The organism is Amycolatopsis sp. NPDC051071 (assembly GCF_040682875.1).
Classification (GTDB): Bacteria; Actinomycetota; Actinomycetes; order Mycobacteriales; family Pseudonocardiaceae; genus Amycolatopsis.
On sequence record NZ_JBFBBY010000070.1, the window covers coordinates 26,303 to 40,401 of the forward strand.

Genomic DNA, 14,099 nt, shown 5'->3' on the forward strand with positions numbered 1-14,099 from the left:
TCACCTGAATGAGTCGAAGGCCTCATCCTCACGGTCATTCGTGAGGATGAGGCCTTCGTGTTTCGCTCTTGGGTAACGTGGCCGCATGACCACTGGAGGGCACCTCAAGCCGTTCAAATTCGGCGTCAACATGATCGTTCCGGACAGTCGCGCGGCCTGGGTGGACAAATGCCGCAAAGTCGAGGACCTCGGATACGACGTTCTCGGTGCGGCCGATCATCTGGGGATGGCACCCCCGTTTCCCGCGCTCGTGCTCGCCGCCGAGGTGACGAACCGGGTGCGGCTCAACACCTTCGTCATCAACTCCGCTTTCTACAACCCGGTGCTGCTCGCCCGCGACGTCACGGGCACGGATCAGTTCACCGAAGGCAGGCTGGAACTCGGCCTCGGCGCCGGATATGTGAAGTCCGAGTTCGAGGCGGCGGGGATGGAGTTCCCCCGTGCCGGCAAACGCGTCGATCACCTCGAACACACCATCAAAGAGCTCAAACGGCTTTACGCCGACGAAAACCACAAACCGGAAACCGTGCAGAAACCGGGCCCGCCGCTGCTGATCGCCGGTCGCGGTGACCGCCTGCTCACCCTCGCCGCCGAACACGCGGACATCATCGGCTTCACCGGTACGGCGGCCGTTCCCGACGGCGGTGGGCTCGTGCCTGCCGACGCGGACGGAATCGAAGAACGGGTGAACTTCGTCCGCGAAAAGCTGAACGGCCGCGACGCCGAATTGAACCTTCTGCCGCATTTCGTGAGCGTGGTCGAAGACCGGCAAGCGGCGCTGGAAGAGTTGCGTGAGCGGGTGAAGGGTGTGCTCACCGTCGAACAACTCGCCGCATTGCCGACCGCCCTCATCGGTACGCACGAGCAGATCGCCGAACAGGTGCTCGCCCATCGTGAGCGGTTCGGTTTCACCTATTTCACCGTACTGGAGCACAATATGGAGTCGCTCGCGCCGGTGATCGAGTTGTTGCGCGGCCGATGATCGACGTACGTGGACTCGGTGTCCAGGCCGGAGAGCACTGGTTGTTCGACGGCCTGGATTTCGAGGTCGAAGCGGGTGAATGCGCGGTCATCGTCGGCCCGAACGGGGTCGGGAAATCGACCCTGCTGAGGTGCCTTTACGGAACCCAGACGCCGCAGCGTGGCCGCGTCGTCGTCGCGGGCGGCAAACCCGACGAGCGTGACTTCTCCTTCCGGCGCAAGGTTTCCGTCTTGTTCGACGATTCCGATTTCTTCGCCGAATTGTCGCCGCTGCAGCACCTCGAATTGCTGGAGGGCTCGTTCGGCGCCGATCTCGGCGATCACGACGCCCTGCTGGTGGACGCGGGCCTTTCCGAACGGGCCAAGGTCACCGCGGGCAAGTTCTCCGCCGGGCAGCGCCGTCGCCTGCTGCTCCTCGGCGCGACGGCGCGGCCGCACGACGTGCTGCTGCTCGACGAACCGGAACGGGCGCTCGACGTCGCCGGGAAGGAATGGCTGACGTCGTTGATTGCGCGCTCGACCAAGGCGGGTGCGGCGGTCGTCGTGGCCACCCACCATCCCCCGCTGCTCGAAGCGGCCGACTCGACCCTAGAGCTGTGGTAGCGACGAAGGCCCCCACGCACGTTCCGGGACGGCAAAGGTTCGGCGGACTGCTCAACGGGGACTACCAGACTTTCCTGGCATTGTTCGGTTTCGGTGCGCTGTTCACCGCTTTCGAGAACCTGCCGAAGTTGCGCCATTTCCTTTTTGGACAGTCCGTTGTGGACTTCTCGGCGGTCTTCGGGTTGTTGATCGTGCTGTGCGCGGTGTTCTGGCGAAGCCTGCTGCGCCGCGGTTTCGTCTGGGCCGAACCGGCGACGCTGACGTGGATGGACTTCGCCAGCGTCGACAGGCGCCGCGTCGTCGTGAAGCGGATGTGGACGCTGTGGGCGGGACTGGTACTGGTGGTCGGCTACACCGGCGCGCTGGTCACCGCGATCGGCGGCGGTTCGAAGGACGTCTGGATCGCGATGTCCGCGCTGACCGCCGCCGGGGCGATCCTGGCCGCGGTCACCGCGCGGCGGACGGCGATTCGCGGGGAAACGGCCGGTCCGGTCGTACTCGCGCTGGCCGGTCTGTCGGTGGCCGCCGCCGGACTTGGCCCGATCGCGGTCGACGTACTGGCAGCCGCCGTATTCGTCGTCGCGGTGGCGGTGGCCTTCGGCGGCGAACCGATGTCCGGCGTCGGGCGCCAGGAACTCGTGGACGGCTGGAACGCGCGGCTCCTGCGGGCGATGGCCGCGGTCTTCATGGATCCGATGCTGATGATCCCGGAGTCGAAGCCGGTGCCGTGGCTTTCGCTGCGGCGTCCGACGGCGTTGCGGCTTGCCTGGGCGGGAGTGGTGGGACGCCTGCGTTACGCGGCCGCGAGCGTGGTGATCGCTTGCCTGGTCGGCGTCGCGCATCTGGCTTTTCCGGCCATCCCGGCCGGTCCGCTGTTCGCGCTGGGTGCGTACACGGCGATCGTCCCGTTCGTCGGCGGGCTCGGCGAACTGTGGCGCAATCCCGGCCGCAGGCGGTGGCTCGGGGCGTCCGACTGGGAGTTGCGGCTGGTCAACGGCCTGGTGATCGGGGTACTCGGCCTCGGCTGGGGTTTGCTGCTCGGCCTGGTGACGCTGGCGCTCGGGGTGACCCCGGCCTGGCCGATGTGGCTCGCGATCCCGCTCGCCGTCGTCGCCGCACTGCGGACGGCGACCCGGCCGCCGATGAACTACGACGTCAGCGGCGGGGCGGCGGGGATCCAGGCACTGCGCGGCGTCGACGTGCTGGTCGCCGGTTCGGTGCTGCTGTCCGTGATCGCCTGAGCTCACCCGTTCCCGCGTTCGGATCATTCGAATACTCCGAACGCGAGTTACCCTCGATGCGACGAAAGGAGCACGAGTGGGCGGCGGGCACGCACCGGGAAAGGGACGGCGGGCGACCAGCGAGTTTCCCGCGGGCTGGACCGGCGAGCAGATCATCGCGGTCATCAAGGACGTCGCGAACGATCCGAGCGAACCCCGCCGCAGACAGCACAACGGCCGCTGGCGCTGCGCGGGCGAACGGTACGGCGTGCATCTGATCGTGCTGGTCGAGGACAACGGAAACGTCAAGACGGGCTACCCGGTGGCGGGCCCCGGCGTGGTCCGCAACCCCGACACCGCGGCCGACCCGGCCAACCCGACCGTCGCCGACCTCGCTGCCGGCCGCATCAGCTTCTTCGGCGACAGGCTGCTCGACCAGATCGCCGGCCGCCTCGCACCGGACGTGCTGGCGTTCTACCGGACCCTGCACTGGTCGGGTGAGTGGGAGGAACTGGCCGACGTCCTCGTCGCACACGCGGTGCACGAGAACCTGCGGCTCGGCGTCGACGAGTACGCCACCCTGGAAAGCCTGCTGAACAGCTTCGACCTCCCGATCGACGGCTTCCTCTACCTGAACGACCGGGCGCACACCCTCGCCACCCTGCGCCCCTGACACGCGAGTTCCGTGTTCAAGCACGCGTGTGCGAAGTTCAAGCACGCGAGTTCCCTCTTCAGGCACGCGTGTGCGGCGTTCAAGCACGCGTGTGCGGTGTTCAGGCACGCGTGTGCGAAGTCTGAGCACGCGTGTTCGGTGTTCAAGCACGCGAGATCGGCGTGAGGCAGCCGCGGCCTAACTCGCTTCGGCGACCTCTACGGCGCCGTTCTCCGCCACGGCCCGCAGCGTGTCGAGCGGCAGCCCGACGGCGTCCGCGATGGCCGTCACCGTGAAGAAGGCGGGTGTCGGGATCCGGCCGGTCTCGATTTTCCGGAGCGTCTCCACCGAGATCCCGGCCTCCGCGGCGACCTCGACCATGCTTCGCGACGCGGCCGCGCGGGCGTCCCGGAGCGCCGTCCCCAGCCGCTCGCCACGTTCGCGTTCCTCGTTCGTCAACGGCACTCGCACCATGGACCCAATACTAATACCGGTCGCAAGTACATGAAGGCCCCCTTCCGGTACCTAGGCGCAAGGAAGGGGGCCTTCATGTACTTGTGGCCCGCAAAGTTACCCCCAGCCTGTGGATAACTCTGTGCACAGGTCCGTGGACCGCCCAAAGAAAGGGCCCCGCCGAGCCGGAGCTCGACGGGGCCACAATCCCTAGGGGCTTCAGCCGCCCGCGGGCACCGGAAGTGGGATTCCGGGGACGCTCTGGTCGTTCGGCACCTTGCCGTCGACGAGGTAGTCCTCCACGAGCTTGTCCACACCCGCGTTGCCGCCGGCGTAGATGCCGTGGTCGCCTTCACCGGTCACCGTGATCATCCGCGAGTTGGCGAACGCGCGGTGGGCACGGGTCGCGCCCTCGATCGGGGTCGCCGGGTCGTGCACCGACTGGACGATCAGCACCGGCGGGACCCCGCGGCCGTCGAGCTTCGGCAGGTCGACCGGCTTGTTCTTCCAGAAGATGCACGGCTGGATCAGCCAGCCCGCGCCGAGCAGCGGCAGATCCTTGTCGATCAGCTTCTGCGACTGGCGGATGACGCTCTGCCGGTTGCCGGTCCACGGGCCCTCGTTGCAGGGGATGGACCAGAAGCTGGCGTTGTAGGCGTCGCCGTCGGACGGGACGAACAGCGGCTGCGGGCCGATGACGCCGTCGGCGTCCACGGTCTCCGCCTTGACCTTTTGCGCGGCCGTGGCCTTCTGCTGCTGGGTGCCGGTGCCCTCGGTCAGCGTCTTCAGGTTGACCAGGTAGTCGGCCAGCGCCGTGAAGTTACGCTTCGAGTAGAGGTACGACGCGATGGTCGAGTCCAGGGCGTTGGCCGAAACCGGGACGCCGTCCACCTCGACCGGGTTCTGCGTCAGCGCGAAGCGGACCTTCTCATAGGTTTGGCGCGCGGCTTCGCCGTTCTTGCCGAAGCCGTAGACCTTGTCGTACTTGCCCAGCCACGGCAGGAAGTCCTGACGCCAGCGGCGCTCGAACCCGAGCGGCTGTGTGTCGAACGAGTTCTGCCAGGTGGTGGTGAACTCGGTCGACGAGTCGAGCAGGAACCGGCCGGTCCGGGTGGGGAACTGCTGCGCGTAGTGCGCCCCCAGCCAGGTGCCCGCCGAGTAGCCGACCCAGTTGATCTTGTCGCGGCCGAGGAGGACACGCAGCAGGTCGATGTCGCGGACGGTCTGGGCGGTGTTGATCAGCGGGCCCAGTTCGCCGGACTTCACCTGGCAGGAGTCCGCCGCGTACTTGGTGGCGTCCAGGATCAGGTTGAGGTTCGCCCGGCTGCGGTCACGCGGGTCCAGATCCGATCCGGTGCCGATCGCGTTGCCGCAGGTGATGTTGGTGCTCTTGCCGGTGCCGCGCGGGTCGAGACCGATGATCTCCTGGTTCGCGCGCAGCTTCGTCTGGTTACGCAGACGGGCCGGGAAGTTGCGGCCCGGAGCACCCGGGCCACCCGGGTTGGTGATCACGCTGGCGGTCGCGTTGCCGCTGGTGGCGGCGAGGCGGCTGACGGCGATCGTCAGATCGATGGCCTCGTTCGCCTTGTACCAGTTACGCGGCGCTCGGTAGGTCGCGCACTCGATGTTCTCGGCCCCCGGAGGCGGCGCGGTCGGCAGCTCACTGGCGGTGCACTTGTGCCAGTCCAGCTTCTGACTCGCGTACTTCGCCGGAATGCTGGTGGAGTTCAGAGGCTGCTGTTTGGCCGCCTCCGGTCCTGCGAAAGCAGGAGTGAACCCGGCCAGCATGGTGCCGGCGACAGCCGGGATCACCACCGCATAGCGGAGTTTCTTCATCCGATGCCCCTTTGGTCTTGCGTCGCGAAGGTTCCTGTTCGCGCCTGCGGCTATTGATAGCCGGTGGGGGAGCGGGACGGCAACCGCCCTTCGTCGTATCGGTGGCGTCGATCAAATCGATATCCGGCACGCGTGACCCGGGCGAGGGAGAGGTTCTAGGGTCATCGGGTCCATCCGGGGTACGGGAACGTTAGGTGAGGTCCGATGGCGTCAGGTAAGGCAGACGGGAAGGTGCGGGGCTTCCAGTTCAGCCCGTGGAATCTCCTGCTGGTCATCCCGTTGCTGGTGCTGGTCACGTCCTTGTTCAATGCGGACGGCCCCCGGCTGTTCGGGATGCCGTTCTTCTACTGGTTCCAATTCGCCTTCGTCGCCGTCGGGGTGCTCTGCACGGGCATCGTCTTCGTGATGACCAAGGACAAGCCGACCAGTGACCGTCCCGACCGGTTGTCCGTGGACAAGCTCGACGAGGGGGACGTCAAGTGAGCAACATCCAGTGGCCAGAGCTGATCATCTTCACGGTCCTGTTCGCGGTGGTCACCGTGCTCGGCTTCGTCGCTTCGCGCTGGAAGGCCGGCAACACCCTCGACCACCTGGACGAATGGGGCCTCGGCGGCCGCAAGTTCGGCTCGTGGATCACCTGGTTCCTGCTCGGCGGTGACCTCTACACGGCTTACACGTTCGTCGCCGTGCCCGCGCTGATGTTCAGTGCCGGCGCGATGGGCATGTTCGCGCTGCCGTACACGATCATCGTCTACCCGATCGTTCTGATGCCCGCACTGCGCATGTGGTCGGTCTCGCGTGTCCGCGGCTACGTCACGCCCGCCGACTTCGTCCGCGGCCGGTTCGGTTCGCCGACGCTGGCGTTGCTGATCGCGATCACCGGGATCATCGCCACGATGCCGTACATCGCGCTGCAGCTCGTCGGCCTCGAAGCGGTGCTGCGGACCATGGGCATCAACGGCTCCGGCGTCGTCGGGCATCTGCCGCTGCTGGTCGCCTTCATCATCCTGGCGGTCTACACCTACCAGTCCGGCCTGCGCGCGCCCGCACTGATCGCGTTCGTCAAGGACATCCTGATCTACCTCGTGATCATCGTGGCGATCATCTACCTGCCCTCGAAGCTCGGCGGCTGGTCGGCGATCTTCGACTCCGCCCAGGCGAAGTTCGACAAGACGCCGTCGAAGGCGGACGGCATCCTGCTCACCACCAACAACCAGCTGCAGTACGCCACGCTGGCGCTCGGTTCGGCACTCGCGTTGTTCCTGTACCCGCATTCGCTCACCAGCGTGCTCGCTTCACGCGGCCGCAGCGTGATCAAGCGGAACATGGTCGCGCTCCCGGCGTACTCGCTGGTCCTCGGCTTGCTGGCGCTGCTCGGCTACGTGGCGATCAGCGCCTCGGTCTCGCCGATCACCAACAACGCCACCGGAAAACCCGACACGAACACCGTCGTCCCGGTGCTGTTCGACTCGCAGTTCTCGTCGTGGTTCGCCGGGATCGCGTTCGCCGCGATCGGCATCGGTGCACTGGTACCCGCGGCGATCATGTCGATCGCGGCGGCGAACCTGTGGACACGCAACATCTACAAGGAGTACATCAAGAAGAACGCGACGCCGGGCCAGGAGGCGAAGCAGGCCAAGCTCGCTTCGCTGATCGTGAAGTTCGGCGCGGTGGCGTTCATCCTGTTCATCGACCCGCAGTTCTCGATCGACCTGCAGCTCATCGGCGGCGTGCTGATCCTGCAGACGCTGCCCGCGGTGGCGATCTCGCTGTACACGCGGTGGTTCCACCGCTGGGGCTTGGTCGCGGGCTGGATCATCGGCATCGGCTGGGGCCTGATCATGCTCTACAACATCCCGAACGCGGCGACCGGCAAAGCGCATTTCGGCGGCTCGGCGCTGTCGATGGGTAACCTGTCGATCTTCGGCTGGCACCCGTTCAGCGGCTCGCAGCTGCAGATTTACGTCGGGTTCGTGGCGCTGGTGGCGAACCTGCTGGTCGCGGTGATCGTCACGGTGATCGCGCGGCGGATGAAGGCGTTCAACGGCACGGACGACACCTTGCCGGAGGACTACCACGCGGACGAGCACGACAAGGATCTGCGCCCCATCGGCGCCCATTAGGTCGTTCCGTGATTTCAGGTGAGCGAAGGGGCCGCGTCCTGCCGGGACGCGGCCTTCTTCGTCGCCGCGGTCGCCGTCAGATAGAGGACGAGACCGTTCAGCAGGTGCCAGACGAAGTGCGTCCCGGCGGGGAAGTTCCCGCAGACGGTGTGGTCGGCCATTCGGAAGGAGAGGGACACCCCGAAGACTCCCGCGGCGAGGGCGAACCTGCGGCGATGTTCACCCTTGAGCATGATCGCGAAGACCACGAGACCGATCAACGCCGAGAGGTACAGGCCGCCGCCGAGCGACGCGATGATCGCGGTGAACGCGAGGAACACCGGCACGCCGAGCCACGAGATCTTGCGGCTCGCGCCGAAGAACACGTGCGGGAACACGGCGGCGTAGTACAGGACGAACACCAGGACGAAGCCGCTGTCGGCGGCCGCGGACCAGCGGGTGGCGAGCAGGTGGAAGGCCGTGCTGCCGAGGAAGACGAGTCCGATGAGGGCACCGGACACCCGCCCCTTCGGCTGCCGCCAGACGGCGATGGCCGCGACCAGGAAACCGAGGTTGCTGAGACTGTTGAGCGGTTCGCCCCAGAGTCCGGGGGCGAGACGTTCGCAGTAGCCGTCGACGTAGGCGAGCCAGTTCACTCCTCCAGATAACCCTGTCCGCGTGAACTCCGGGTATGACTTCCCGAGATCGGGCTCCGTCCACCGTGGACTCGCCCTAGGCCGGAAACTCCAGCCGCCAGGTCTGCCCGGTCAGTTCGTAGCCGAAGCCCGGGATCGTCTCCTCGCTCACCAGCCGGAAACCTGCCTTCTGGTAGACCGCCCGAGCCGCGTCCAGCAGCGAGACCGTCCAGAGTTCCATTGCCGGGTAACCGGAGGCCTTGGCGAACTCGACGCATTCCGTGACCAGGCGTTTCCCGACGCCGTGTCCGCGTGCGGCCGGTTCGAGGAGCAACATTCGCAGCTTCGCGGTCGTCCCGTCTTCGGCGGGCATGCAGAAGATGCTGCCGACGCGCTCCCCGTCGAGTTCGGCGATCCATCCGGCCTGGCGGGGCTCGCCGCGTTTGTCGACGTAGTCCGCGACGACGCGGGCGACGAGGGCTTCGAATCGCTCGTCCCAGCCGTACTCGCGGGAGTAGAGGGTGCCGTGGCGGTGGACCACCCAGCCGAAGTCACCGGGCCGGGGTGGACGCAGGACCAGCGTGCGATCCGGTGTGCGCTCGCCGACCAGCGAGGTGATCGTGTCCATCGCGCCGAGCAGCCGCTTCTGCTCGTCGTCGCCGAACCGGCCGAGCAGTGAGCCGATCCGGTCCACCGACCGTTCGTCGAGGACGGCGAACGCCTTTCGCCCGGTTTCGGTGAGCCGGATGACCTGGCGGCGGGCGTCCTCGTCGCTGCGTTCGCGGGTGAGGAGGCCGCGGCCTTCGAGCCTGGCGAGCAGCCTGCTCGCGTAACCGGCGTCGAGGTCGAGGCGTTTGCGCAGGTGGGTGACCTGGGTCAGGTCCTGCTGCGCGAGTTCGAAGATGACCCTGGCTTCGCTCAGGGAGTACTCGGCGTCGGCAGGTCCTTCGTCGAGGATGCCGATCACGCCGGTGTACAGGCGGTTGAAGGCCCGGACGGTCGCCACTCGGGCCGCGGGTTCAGTCATTTGACCAGTTCAACAGATTTGTTGACGAAGTCAAGGTTCTAACCGGATCCGGACATATGGAAACCCCGTGATGCTGCCAGGTCGGGGGTCCGCCAGCATCACGGGGTCGTAGTGGGTATCGACGCTGCTCTTCGCGGCGTTACATCCCCAGTACTATGTGTCGTAGGTCACTCGAATGGGCGACACCTACAACGGTGGTTGACGAATCAGCGCATATGCGTGTGGTGCGCCTGCGAGATAGCGATGAGTTCCTGACGAACGGTCGCGGTGGCCGCGGTGTCGATCGCCCGGTTCAGGGCCCGGCGAGTGCGAGCCTCGGCGCGACGGGCTCGGAGCTTGGCGGCGATGTTGTTCATCGGTTTAAGTCATCCCCTTGAGGGTCTTGAGTCTTGGCGGCTGTGTCTCTAGTATGCACCTTTTTTCACGAGGATGCCAACGATTATCCGGTGACCTGGCACACCTGCCGATGAATCATCGGAAACGGGACCGGAAATCCGAAGAGACTTGGTGTCGCCGGTCACTTCTTGGTAACGCCAGAGTTCTCTAGCGTTCACGGGAGAAGGCGCCACGAAGCCAGTCGGTAGCAGTCTCTACCGATACCTAGCGATCACGCTATAAAGCGCCAGAGAGGGCTAGTCCCGGCCGAGCAGGTAGTGACCGAAGTGCGGGACGGTGAACGCGATGTGCCCACGTTCGGCGGAGTACACCAGGCCCTTCTTCATCAGGCTGTCCCTCGCCGGCGACAGTGACGAAGGCTTCCGCCCCAGGTAGACGGCCACATCGGCGGTACCGGCGGGTTCGTCGCGGCCCTGGGTCAGCTCGGCCATCGCGAGCAGGTACTCGCGTTCGGCAGGCGTCGCGCGTTCGTAGCGGGAGCCGAAGAAGCCGACGGCGAGCTCCGATTCGGCCTCCGGAGCGGCGACCTGGACGTCCTTCACGGTGATCGGATCCGCCGGTGCGGCGTCCCAGGCTGCCTTGCCGTAGGCCTGGATGAAGTACGGGTAGCCGCCGGACGCGTCGAACAACGCGTCCAGTGCCTCCGGTTCGATGCCCGCGTCTTCGCGTTCGATGGGTGCCATCACCGCGAGGTCGGCGTCTTCGCGCTCAAGCCTGTCGATACGCGCGTAGCGGAAGAGACGTTCCGAGTACGACTTCGACGCCGAAAGAACGGCGGGCACGTGCGGCAGCCCCGCGCCGACCACGACCAGCGGCGCCCCGGACTGCGAGAGTTCGTGGCAGGCGGCGCACAGCGCGGAGACGTCCTCGGGCAGGAGGTCCTGGATCTCGTCGATCAACAGCGCGACGCCGGTGCCGACGTCCGCGGCCAGTTCCGCGACCTCGGTGAACAACTCGACCAGGTCGATCTCGATGTCACCCGAATCGGCGCGGCCCTGTGCGGCGGGGACGTCGATGCCGGGCTGCCAGCGGTCGCGGAGCTTCGCGTCCGGTTTGTTGGCACGCAGCGCGAACGCCTTGAGCACGCCGAGCACCTGCTCCACGCGGTCCGGCGCGCGGTGGCGCACGGCGAGGTCGCGGATGGCGCGGTGCAATGCGGCCGAAAGCGGCCGCCGGAGTTCGGTGTCGGGGCGGGCTTCGATCTTGCCGGCGCCCCAGCCGTGCTTGATCGCCATCGACCGCAGTTCGCCCAGCAGCACGGTCTTCCCCACGCCGCGCAGGCCGGTCAGCATCAGGCTGCGTTCCGGTCTCCCGCGTGCGACCCGTTCGAGGACGACCTCGAAGGCCTGGAGTTCACGCATGCGGCCTGCCAGCTCGGGCGGCCGTTGACCGGCGCCCGGCGCGAAGGGGTTGCGGATGGGATCCACTCTCACAAGCTATCGGCGTTTCTAGCGCCATCGCGATATTCCGCCATAGAGGGGTAGGCGTGTCGCGAAAAATGCGGCCGGGTGTTCTGTGCCCGACGTCAGGGACGGGTCTGCAGCCCCGCCCCCCGGTTTACTCACTCAGGTTGCGCTCGGCGTAGACCGCCATCGCGTCACGGATGTACTCCGCGGTGCCCGCGCCGTGCTTCTCGTCGTACTGCCCGTAGCGCGGGTCGTCGACGTACAGCTGCCCGAGACCGGCGAAATAGCCTTTCGACACGCTCCGCACGGCCGGCCGAAGCCATTCGTACAGCCTTCGCGTGATCGCCTGCGCTTCGTCGCCGTCGGCGGGCAGGCCCTTTCCGCGGGCCTCGCCGAACGCGGCCGCGATGTCGGCCTGCTCCTGCTGGTGCGCCTTCTTGTCCTCGGCGCTCAGCGACTTCCACCAGCGGTCACCCTGCTTGTAGGCGTCGGCGCCCCAGCGTCCGGTGACCTCCTTCTCGTACTTCGTATGGTCGAAGCCGTCGAACACTTCCGTTGCCATCAGTTGTTCACCTCTCTCTGTCTTCTTCAAGGTCGTCCTGACCGATTCGATTTGCCGTCCGAGCCGCTGTCGCTCCTGCTCCAGCCACTTCAGGTGGGTGCGAAGCGCCGCTGTCGTGTCCTGCTCCCCTTCGAGTACTTCGGCAATCGCGGGCAGGCTCAGCCCGAGTTCGCGAAGCAGCAGGATCCGTTGCAGCCGCACGAGCGCGCCCTGGTCGTAGTAGCGGTATCCGTTGTTCCCCACGCGGCTTGGTTCGAGCAGCCCGATGTCGCCGTAGTGGCGCAGCGTGCGGCTCGTGGTCCCGGCCGAGCGGGCGATGTCCTGGATCGACCACTCCGTCTCGTTCGGCATGTCCCTGAAGGTAGAGGTTGACGTTGCGTCAAAGTCAATCGAAGTTCACCCGGCCGTGGCATGGTTCACTGATGAAGACATTCGCGCTGGTCATGGCTGCCGCGCTGACTCTGGGGACGGCCGGTGTCGCCGACGCGCATCCGCGTCGCGCCTTCGACATCCAGGCTCACCGCGGCGGGCTCGGTCTTACCGTGGAGAGCACGCTCGCGTCGTTCGCCAAGGGGATGGAACTGGGCGTCACGACGCTCGAACTCGACATCCAGATCACCAAGGACGGCCGTGAGGTGATCACTCACGACCGTAAGACGACAGCGGCGAAGTGCCGCGACACCGCACCCGCGACGCCGGGCGACCCGGCGTACCCGTACGTCGGGAAGTACGTGAAGGATCTGACGTTCGCGCAGGTCCGCACGCTCGACTGCGGGTCGATCCGGCAGCCGAACTTCCCGGGCCAGACGCTCTCCCCCGGCGCCAAGATGCCGACGCTCGCCGAGTTGTTCCAGCTCGCCCGCGACCATCGCGCGTGGGGAATCAAGTTCAACATCGAGACGAAGGTCGAGGCGGCCGCACCGCGGGAGACCGCGCCGCGCGAGCAGTTCGTCCACCGGGTGGTGCGCGAGATCCTGTTTTCCGGGTTCGCACCCAACGTCACCGTCCAGAGCTTCGACTGGGGCTCGCTGATGCTGCTGCGCAAGGTCGCGCCGTGGATCCCGACGGTCGCGCTGACCCAGCCGGAATTCCTCCAGGTCGGCCTTCCGGGCAAGTCGCCGTGGCTGGGTGGGCTCGACATCGACGACTTCGGCGGCAGCCCGGTCCGCGCGGTGAAGTCGTTCGGCGCGAGCGCGCTCTCGCCGGTGCACGGCAATCCGCAGGGCGGCAAGGTCGGCGACCCGGGCTACCGGCCGTTCACGACGAAGGCGCTGGTCGGCGAGGCGCATCGGGCGGGGATCAAGGTCGTGCCGTGGACGATCGACGACCCGGCCACGATGCACAAGCTCATCGACGACGGGGTGGACGGCATCATCACCGACTACCCGGACCGGCTGCGGGAGGTCACGGCGGCCCGCGGTTTCAAGCTGCCGAGGGCGTATCCGGCTCACTAACAGAATCTAGCGCTGTCTAGCTCAGGAGAAATATTTCAAGATACTCCGTTAGCGCGGTTCGGCGGCCTGGCGGACGGGAAGTCTGGGGATAGATTTGCTTTCCCCAGGGTTCGGATCAAGAAAGGCAACGACCGTGATTCTCCGCCGCGTCGCACGTCCGCTCCTCGCCGCGATCTTCATCTCCGGCGGGATCGGCGCGCTGAGGGACACCCAGGGCCACGCGAAGGCCGCGGAGCCGTTCCTCACCGAGTCCTTCGACAAGCTGGAGGGCGTGGTGCCGGAAGCGGTGCCGCGTGACCCCGCCACCCTCGTCCGGATCGACGCGGCCGTGAAGGTCGGCGCCGGTGTCGCGCTCGCCGCGGGCAAGGCGCCGCGACTGGCGTCGCTGCTGCTGCTCGGCAGCCTGGTCCCGACCACGCTCGCCACGCACCGGTTCTGGGAGATCAAGGAACCGGCCGAACGTCAGCAGCAGCAGATCCAGTTCATCAAGAACGCCAGTCTCGCCGGTGGCCTGCTCCTGGCCGCCGCCGACACCGCGGGCAAGCCGTCGCTCGGCTGGCGCACCCGTCGTGCGGCGTCCAAGACGGAGAAGGGTGCGGAGAAGCTCGCGAAGCGTGCCGAGAAGGCCATCAGCAAGTAGACGGCCTTCGCGGTCCAGAGAGTGTCATAAGGGGTCCCCATAGGACAAAATTTGCGCGTTCGCCGCGACCGACGGCACCCCGGATCCCACGTTCGGCGACGCCTACGCCACGTTCATCGAAGGTGGCGGCGC

At 66.7% G+C, this 14,099-nt stretch carries 15 protein-coding genes; 8 read left to right on the top strand and 7 right to left on the bottom strand.

Annotated elements, in window-relative coordinates:
* Nucleotides 1-85 precede the first annotated feature (85 nt).
* From AB0M65_RS22475 to AB0M65_RS22490, 4 genes are all read left to right on the top strand, one after another.
* The gene (locus tag AB0M65_RS22475; RefSeq protein ID WP_364030560.1) at nucleotides 86-982 is read left to right on the top strand and encodes an LLM class F420-dependent oxidoreductase; all 897 of its coding nucleotides are present in this window, start codon (nucleotides 86-88) and stop codon (nucleotides 980-982) included.
* A complete protein-coding gene (locus AB0M65_RS22480; protein WP_364030563.1) occupies nucleotides 979-1,584 on the top strand; it encodes an ABC transporter ATP-binding protein in 606 nt (201 codons plus the stop codon). The genes AB0M65_RS22475 and AB0M65_RS22480 overlap by 4 nt, the downstream gene beginning before the upstream one ends.
* Nucleotides 1,578-2,825, top strand: coding sequence for a DUF6297 family protein (locus AB0M65_RS22485; protein ID WP_364030566.1), 1,248 nt, complete (start codon nucleotides 1,578-1,580; stop codon nucleotides 2,823-2,825). The genes AB0M65_RS22480 and AB0M65_RS22485 overlap by 7 nt, the downstream gene beginning before the upstream one ends.
* A 76-nt stretch (nucleotides 2,826-2,901) precedes the next feature.
* Nucleotides 2,902-3,477, top strand: coding sequence for an EndoU domain-containing protein (locus AB0M65_RS22490; protein ID WP_364030569.1), 576 nt, complete (start codon nucleotides 2,902-2,904; stop codon nucleotides 3,475-3,477).
* Nucleotides 3,478-3,654: 177 nt separating this feature from the next.
* Here AB0M65_RS22490 and AB0M65_RS22495 read toward each other — a convergent pair whose 3' ends face one another.
* A complete protein-coding gene (locus AB0M65_RS22495; RefSeq protein WP_364030572.1) occupies nucleotides 3,655-3,930 on the bottom strand; it encodes a helix-turn-helix transcriptional regulator in 276 nt (91 codons plus the stop codon).
* 198 nt (nucleotides 3,931-4,128) lie between these two features.
* A complete protein-coding gene (locus AB0M65_RS22500) occupies nucleotides 4,129-5,745 on the bottom strand; it encodes an alpha/beta hydrolase (protein WP_364030575.1) in 1,617 nt (538 codons plus the stop codon).
* Nucleotides 5,746-5,949: 204 nt separating this feature from the next.
* Between AB0M65_RS22500 and AB0M65_RS22505 the strand changes: the two genes are divergently transcribed.
* Both AB0M65_RS22505 and mctP read left to right on the top strand, forming a co-directional pair.
* A complete protein-coding gene (locus AB0M65_RS22505) occupies nucleotides 5,950-6,228 on the top strand; it encodes a DUF3311 domain-containing protein (protein ID WP_364030578.1) in 279 nt (92 codons plus the stop codon).
* On the top strand, nucleotides 6,225-7,868 hold the full coding sequence (gene mctP / locus AB0M65_RS22510) for a monocarboxylate uptake permease MctP (RefSeq protein ID WP_364030581.1): 1,644 nt from the start codon (nucleotides 6,225-6,227) through the stop codon (nucleotides 7,866-7,868). The genes AB0M65_RS22505 and mctP overlap by 4 nt, the downstream gene beginning before the upstream one ends.
* 14 nt (nucleotides 7,869-7,882) lie before the next feature.
* Here the strand turns inward: mctP and AB0M65_RS22515 are convergent, their stop codons facing one another.
* From AB0M65_RS22515 to AB0M65_RS22535, 5 genes are all read right to left on the bottom strand, one after another.
* Nucleotides 7,883-8,503 carry a hypothetical protein gene (locus AB0M65_RS22515; RefSeq protein WP_364030584.1) on the bottom strand — a complete coding sequence of 207 codons (621 nt, stop codon included), beginning with the start codon at nucleotides 8,501-8,503 and terminating at the stop codon, nucleotides 7,883-7,885.
* A 76-nt stretch (nucleotides 8,504-8,579) separates the two neighbouring features.
* Nucleotides 8,580-9,509: a helix-turn-helix domain-containing GNAT family N-acetyltransferase gene (locus AB0M65_RS22520; RefSeq protein WP_364030586.1), complete on the bottom strand. Its 930-nt coding sequence runs from the start codon at nucleotides 9,507-9,509 to the stop codon at nucleotides 8,580-8,582.
* 206 nt (nucleotides 9,510-9,715) lie between these two features.
* Nucleotides 9,716-9,865 carry a hypothetical protein gene (locus tag AB0M65_RS22525; protein ID WP_005155873.1) on the bottom strand — a complete coding sequence of 50 codons (150 nt, stop codon included), beginning with the start codon at nucleotides 9,863-9,865 and terminating at the stop codon, nucleotides 9,716-9,718.
* 276 nt (nucleotides 9,866-10,141) lie between these two features.
* The gene (locus tag AB0M65_RS22530; RefSeq protein WP_364030588.1) at nucleotides 10,142-11,332 is read right to left on the bottom strand and encodes an ATP-binding protein; all 1,191 of its coding nucleotides are present in this window, start codon (nucleotides 11,330-11,332) and stop codon (nucleotides 10,142-10,144) included.
* A 130-nt stretch (nucleotides 11,333-11,462) separates the two neighbouring features.
* Nucleotides 11,463-12,224 (bottom strand): MerR family transcriptional regulator, encoded by a 762-nt coding sequence (locus tag AB0M65_RS22535; RefSeq protein ID WP_364030591.1) that lies wholly within the window; start codon nucleotides 12,222-12,224, stop codon nucleotides 11,463-11,465.
* A gap of 71 nt (nucleotides 12,225-12,295) precedes the next feature.
* On the opposite strand from AB0M65_RS22535, the gene AB0M65_RS22540 reads away from it, so the two are divergent.
* Nucleotides 12,296-13,327, top strand: coding sequence for a glycerophosphodiester phosphodiesterase family protein (locus AB0M65_RS22540; protein ID WP_364030594.1), 1,032 nt, complete (start codon nucleotides 12,296-12,298; stop codon nucleotides 13,325-13,327).
* 133 nt (nucleotides 13,328-13,460) lie between these two features.
* A complete protein-coding gene (locus AB0M65_RS22545) occupies nucleotides 13,461-13,967 on the top strand; it encodes a DoxX family membrane protein (protein WP_364030597.1) in 507 nt (168 codons plus the stop codon).
* The last annotated feature ends 132 nt before the right edge of the window (nucleotides 13,968-14,099 follow it).

Excerpts from the sequence above, each read along its gene's own strand:
- AB0M65_RS22500 (WP_364030575.1), bottom strand. The coding sequence starts at position 5,745 with ATGAAGAAACTCCGCTATGCGGTGGTGATCCCGGCTGTCGCCGGCACC.
- AB0M65_RS22540 (WP_364030594.1), top strand. The coding sequence starts at position 12,296 with ATGAAGACATTCGCGCTGGTCATGGCTGCCGCGCTGACTCTGGGGACG.
- AB0M65_RS22535 (WP_364030591.1), bottom strand. The coding sequence starts at position 12,224 with ATGCCGAACGAGACGGAGTGGTCGATCCAGGACATCGCCCGCTCGGCC.
- AB0M65_RS22525 (WP_005155873.1), bottom strand. The coding sequence starts at position 9,865 with ATGAACAACATCGCCGCCAAGCTCCGAGCCCGTCGCGCCGAGGCTCGC.
- AB0M65_RS22495 (WP_364030572.1), bottom strand. The coding sequence starts at position 3,930 with ATGGTGCGAGTGCCGTTGACGAACGAGGAACGCGAACGTGGCGAGCGG.
- AB0M65_RS22475 (WP_364030560.1), top strand. The coding sequence starts at position 86 with ATGACCACTGGAGGGCACCTCAAGCCGTTCAAATTCGGCGTCAACATG.
- AB0M65_RS22505 (WP_364030578.1), top strand. The coding sequence starts at position 5,950 with ATGGCGTCAGGTAAGGCAGACGGGAAGGTGCGGGGCTTCCAGTTCAGC.
- AB0M65_RS22520 (WP_364030586.1), bottom strand. The coding sequence starts at position 9,509 with ATGACTGAACCCGCGGCCCGAGTGGCGACCGTCCGGGCCTTCAACCGC.
- AB0M65_RS22480 (WP_364030563.1), top strand. The coding sequence starts at position 979 with ATGATCGACGTACGTGGACTCGGTGTCCAGGCCGGAGAGCACTGGTTG.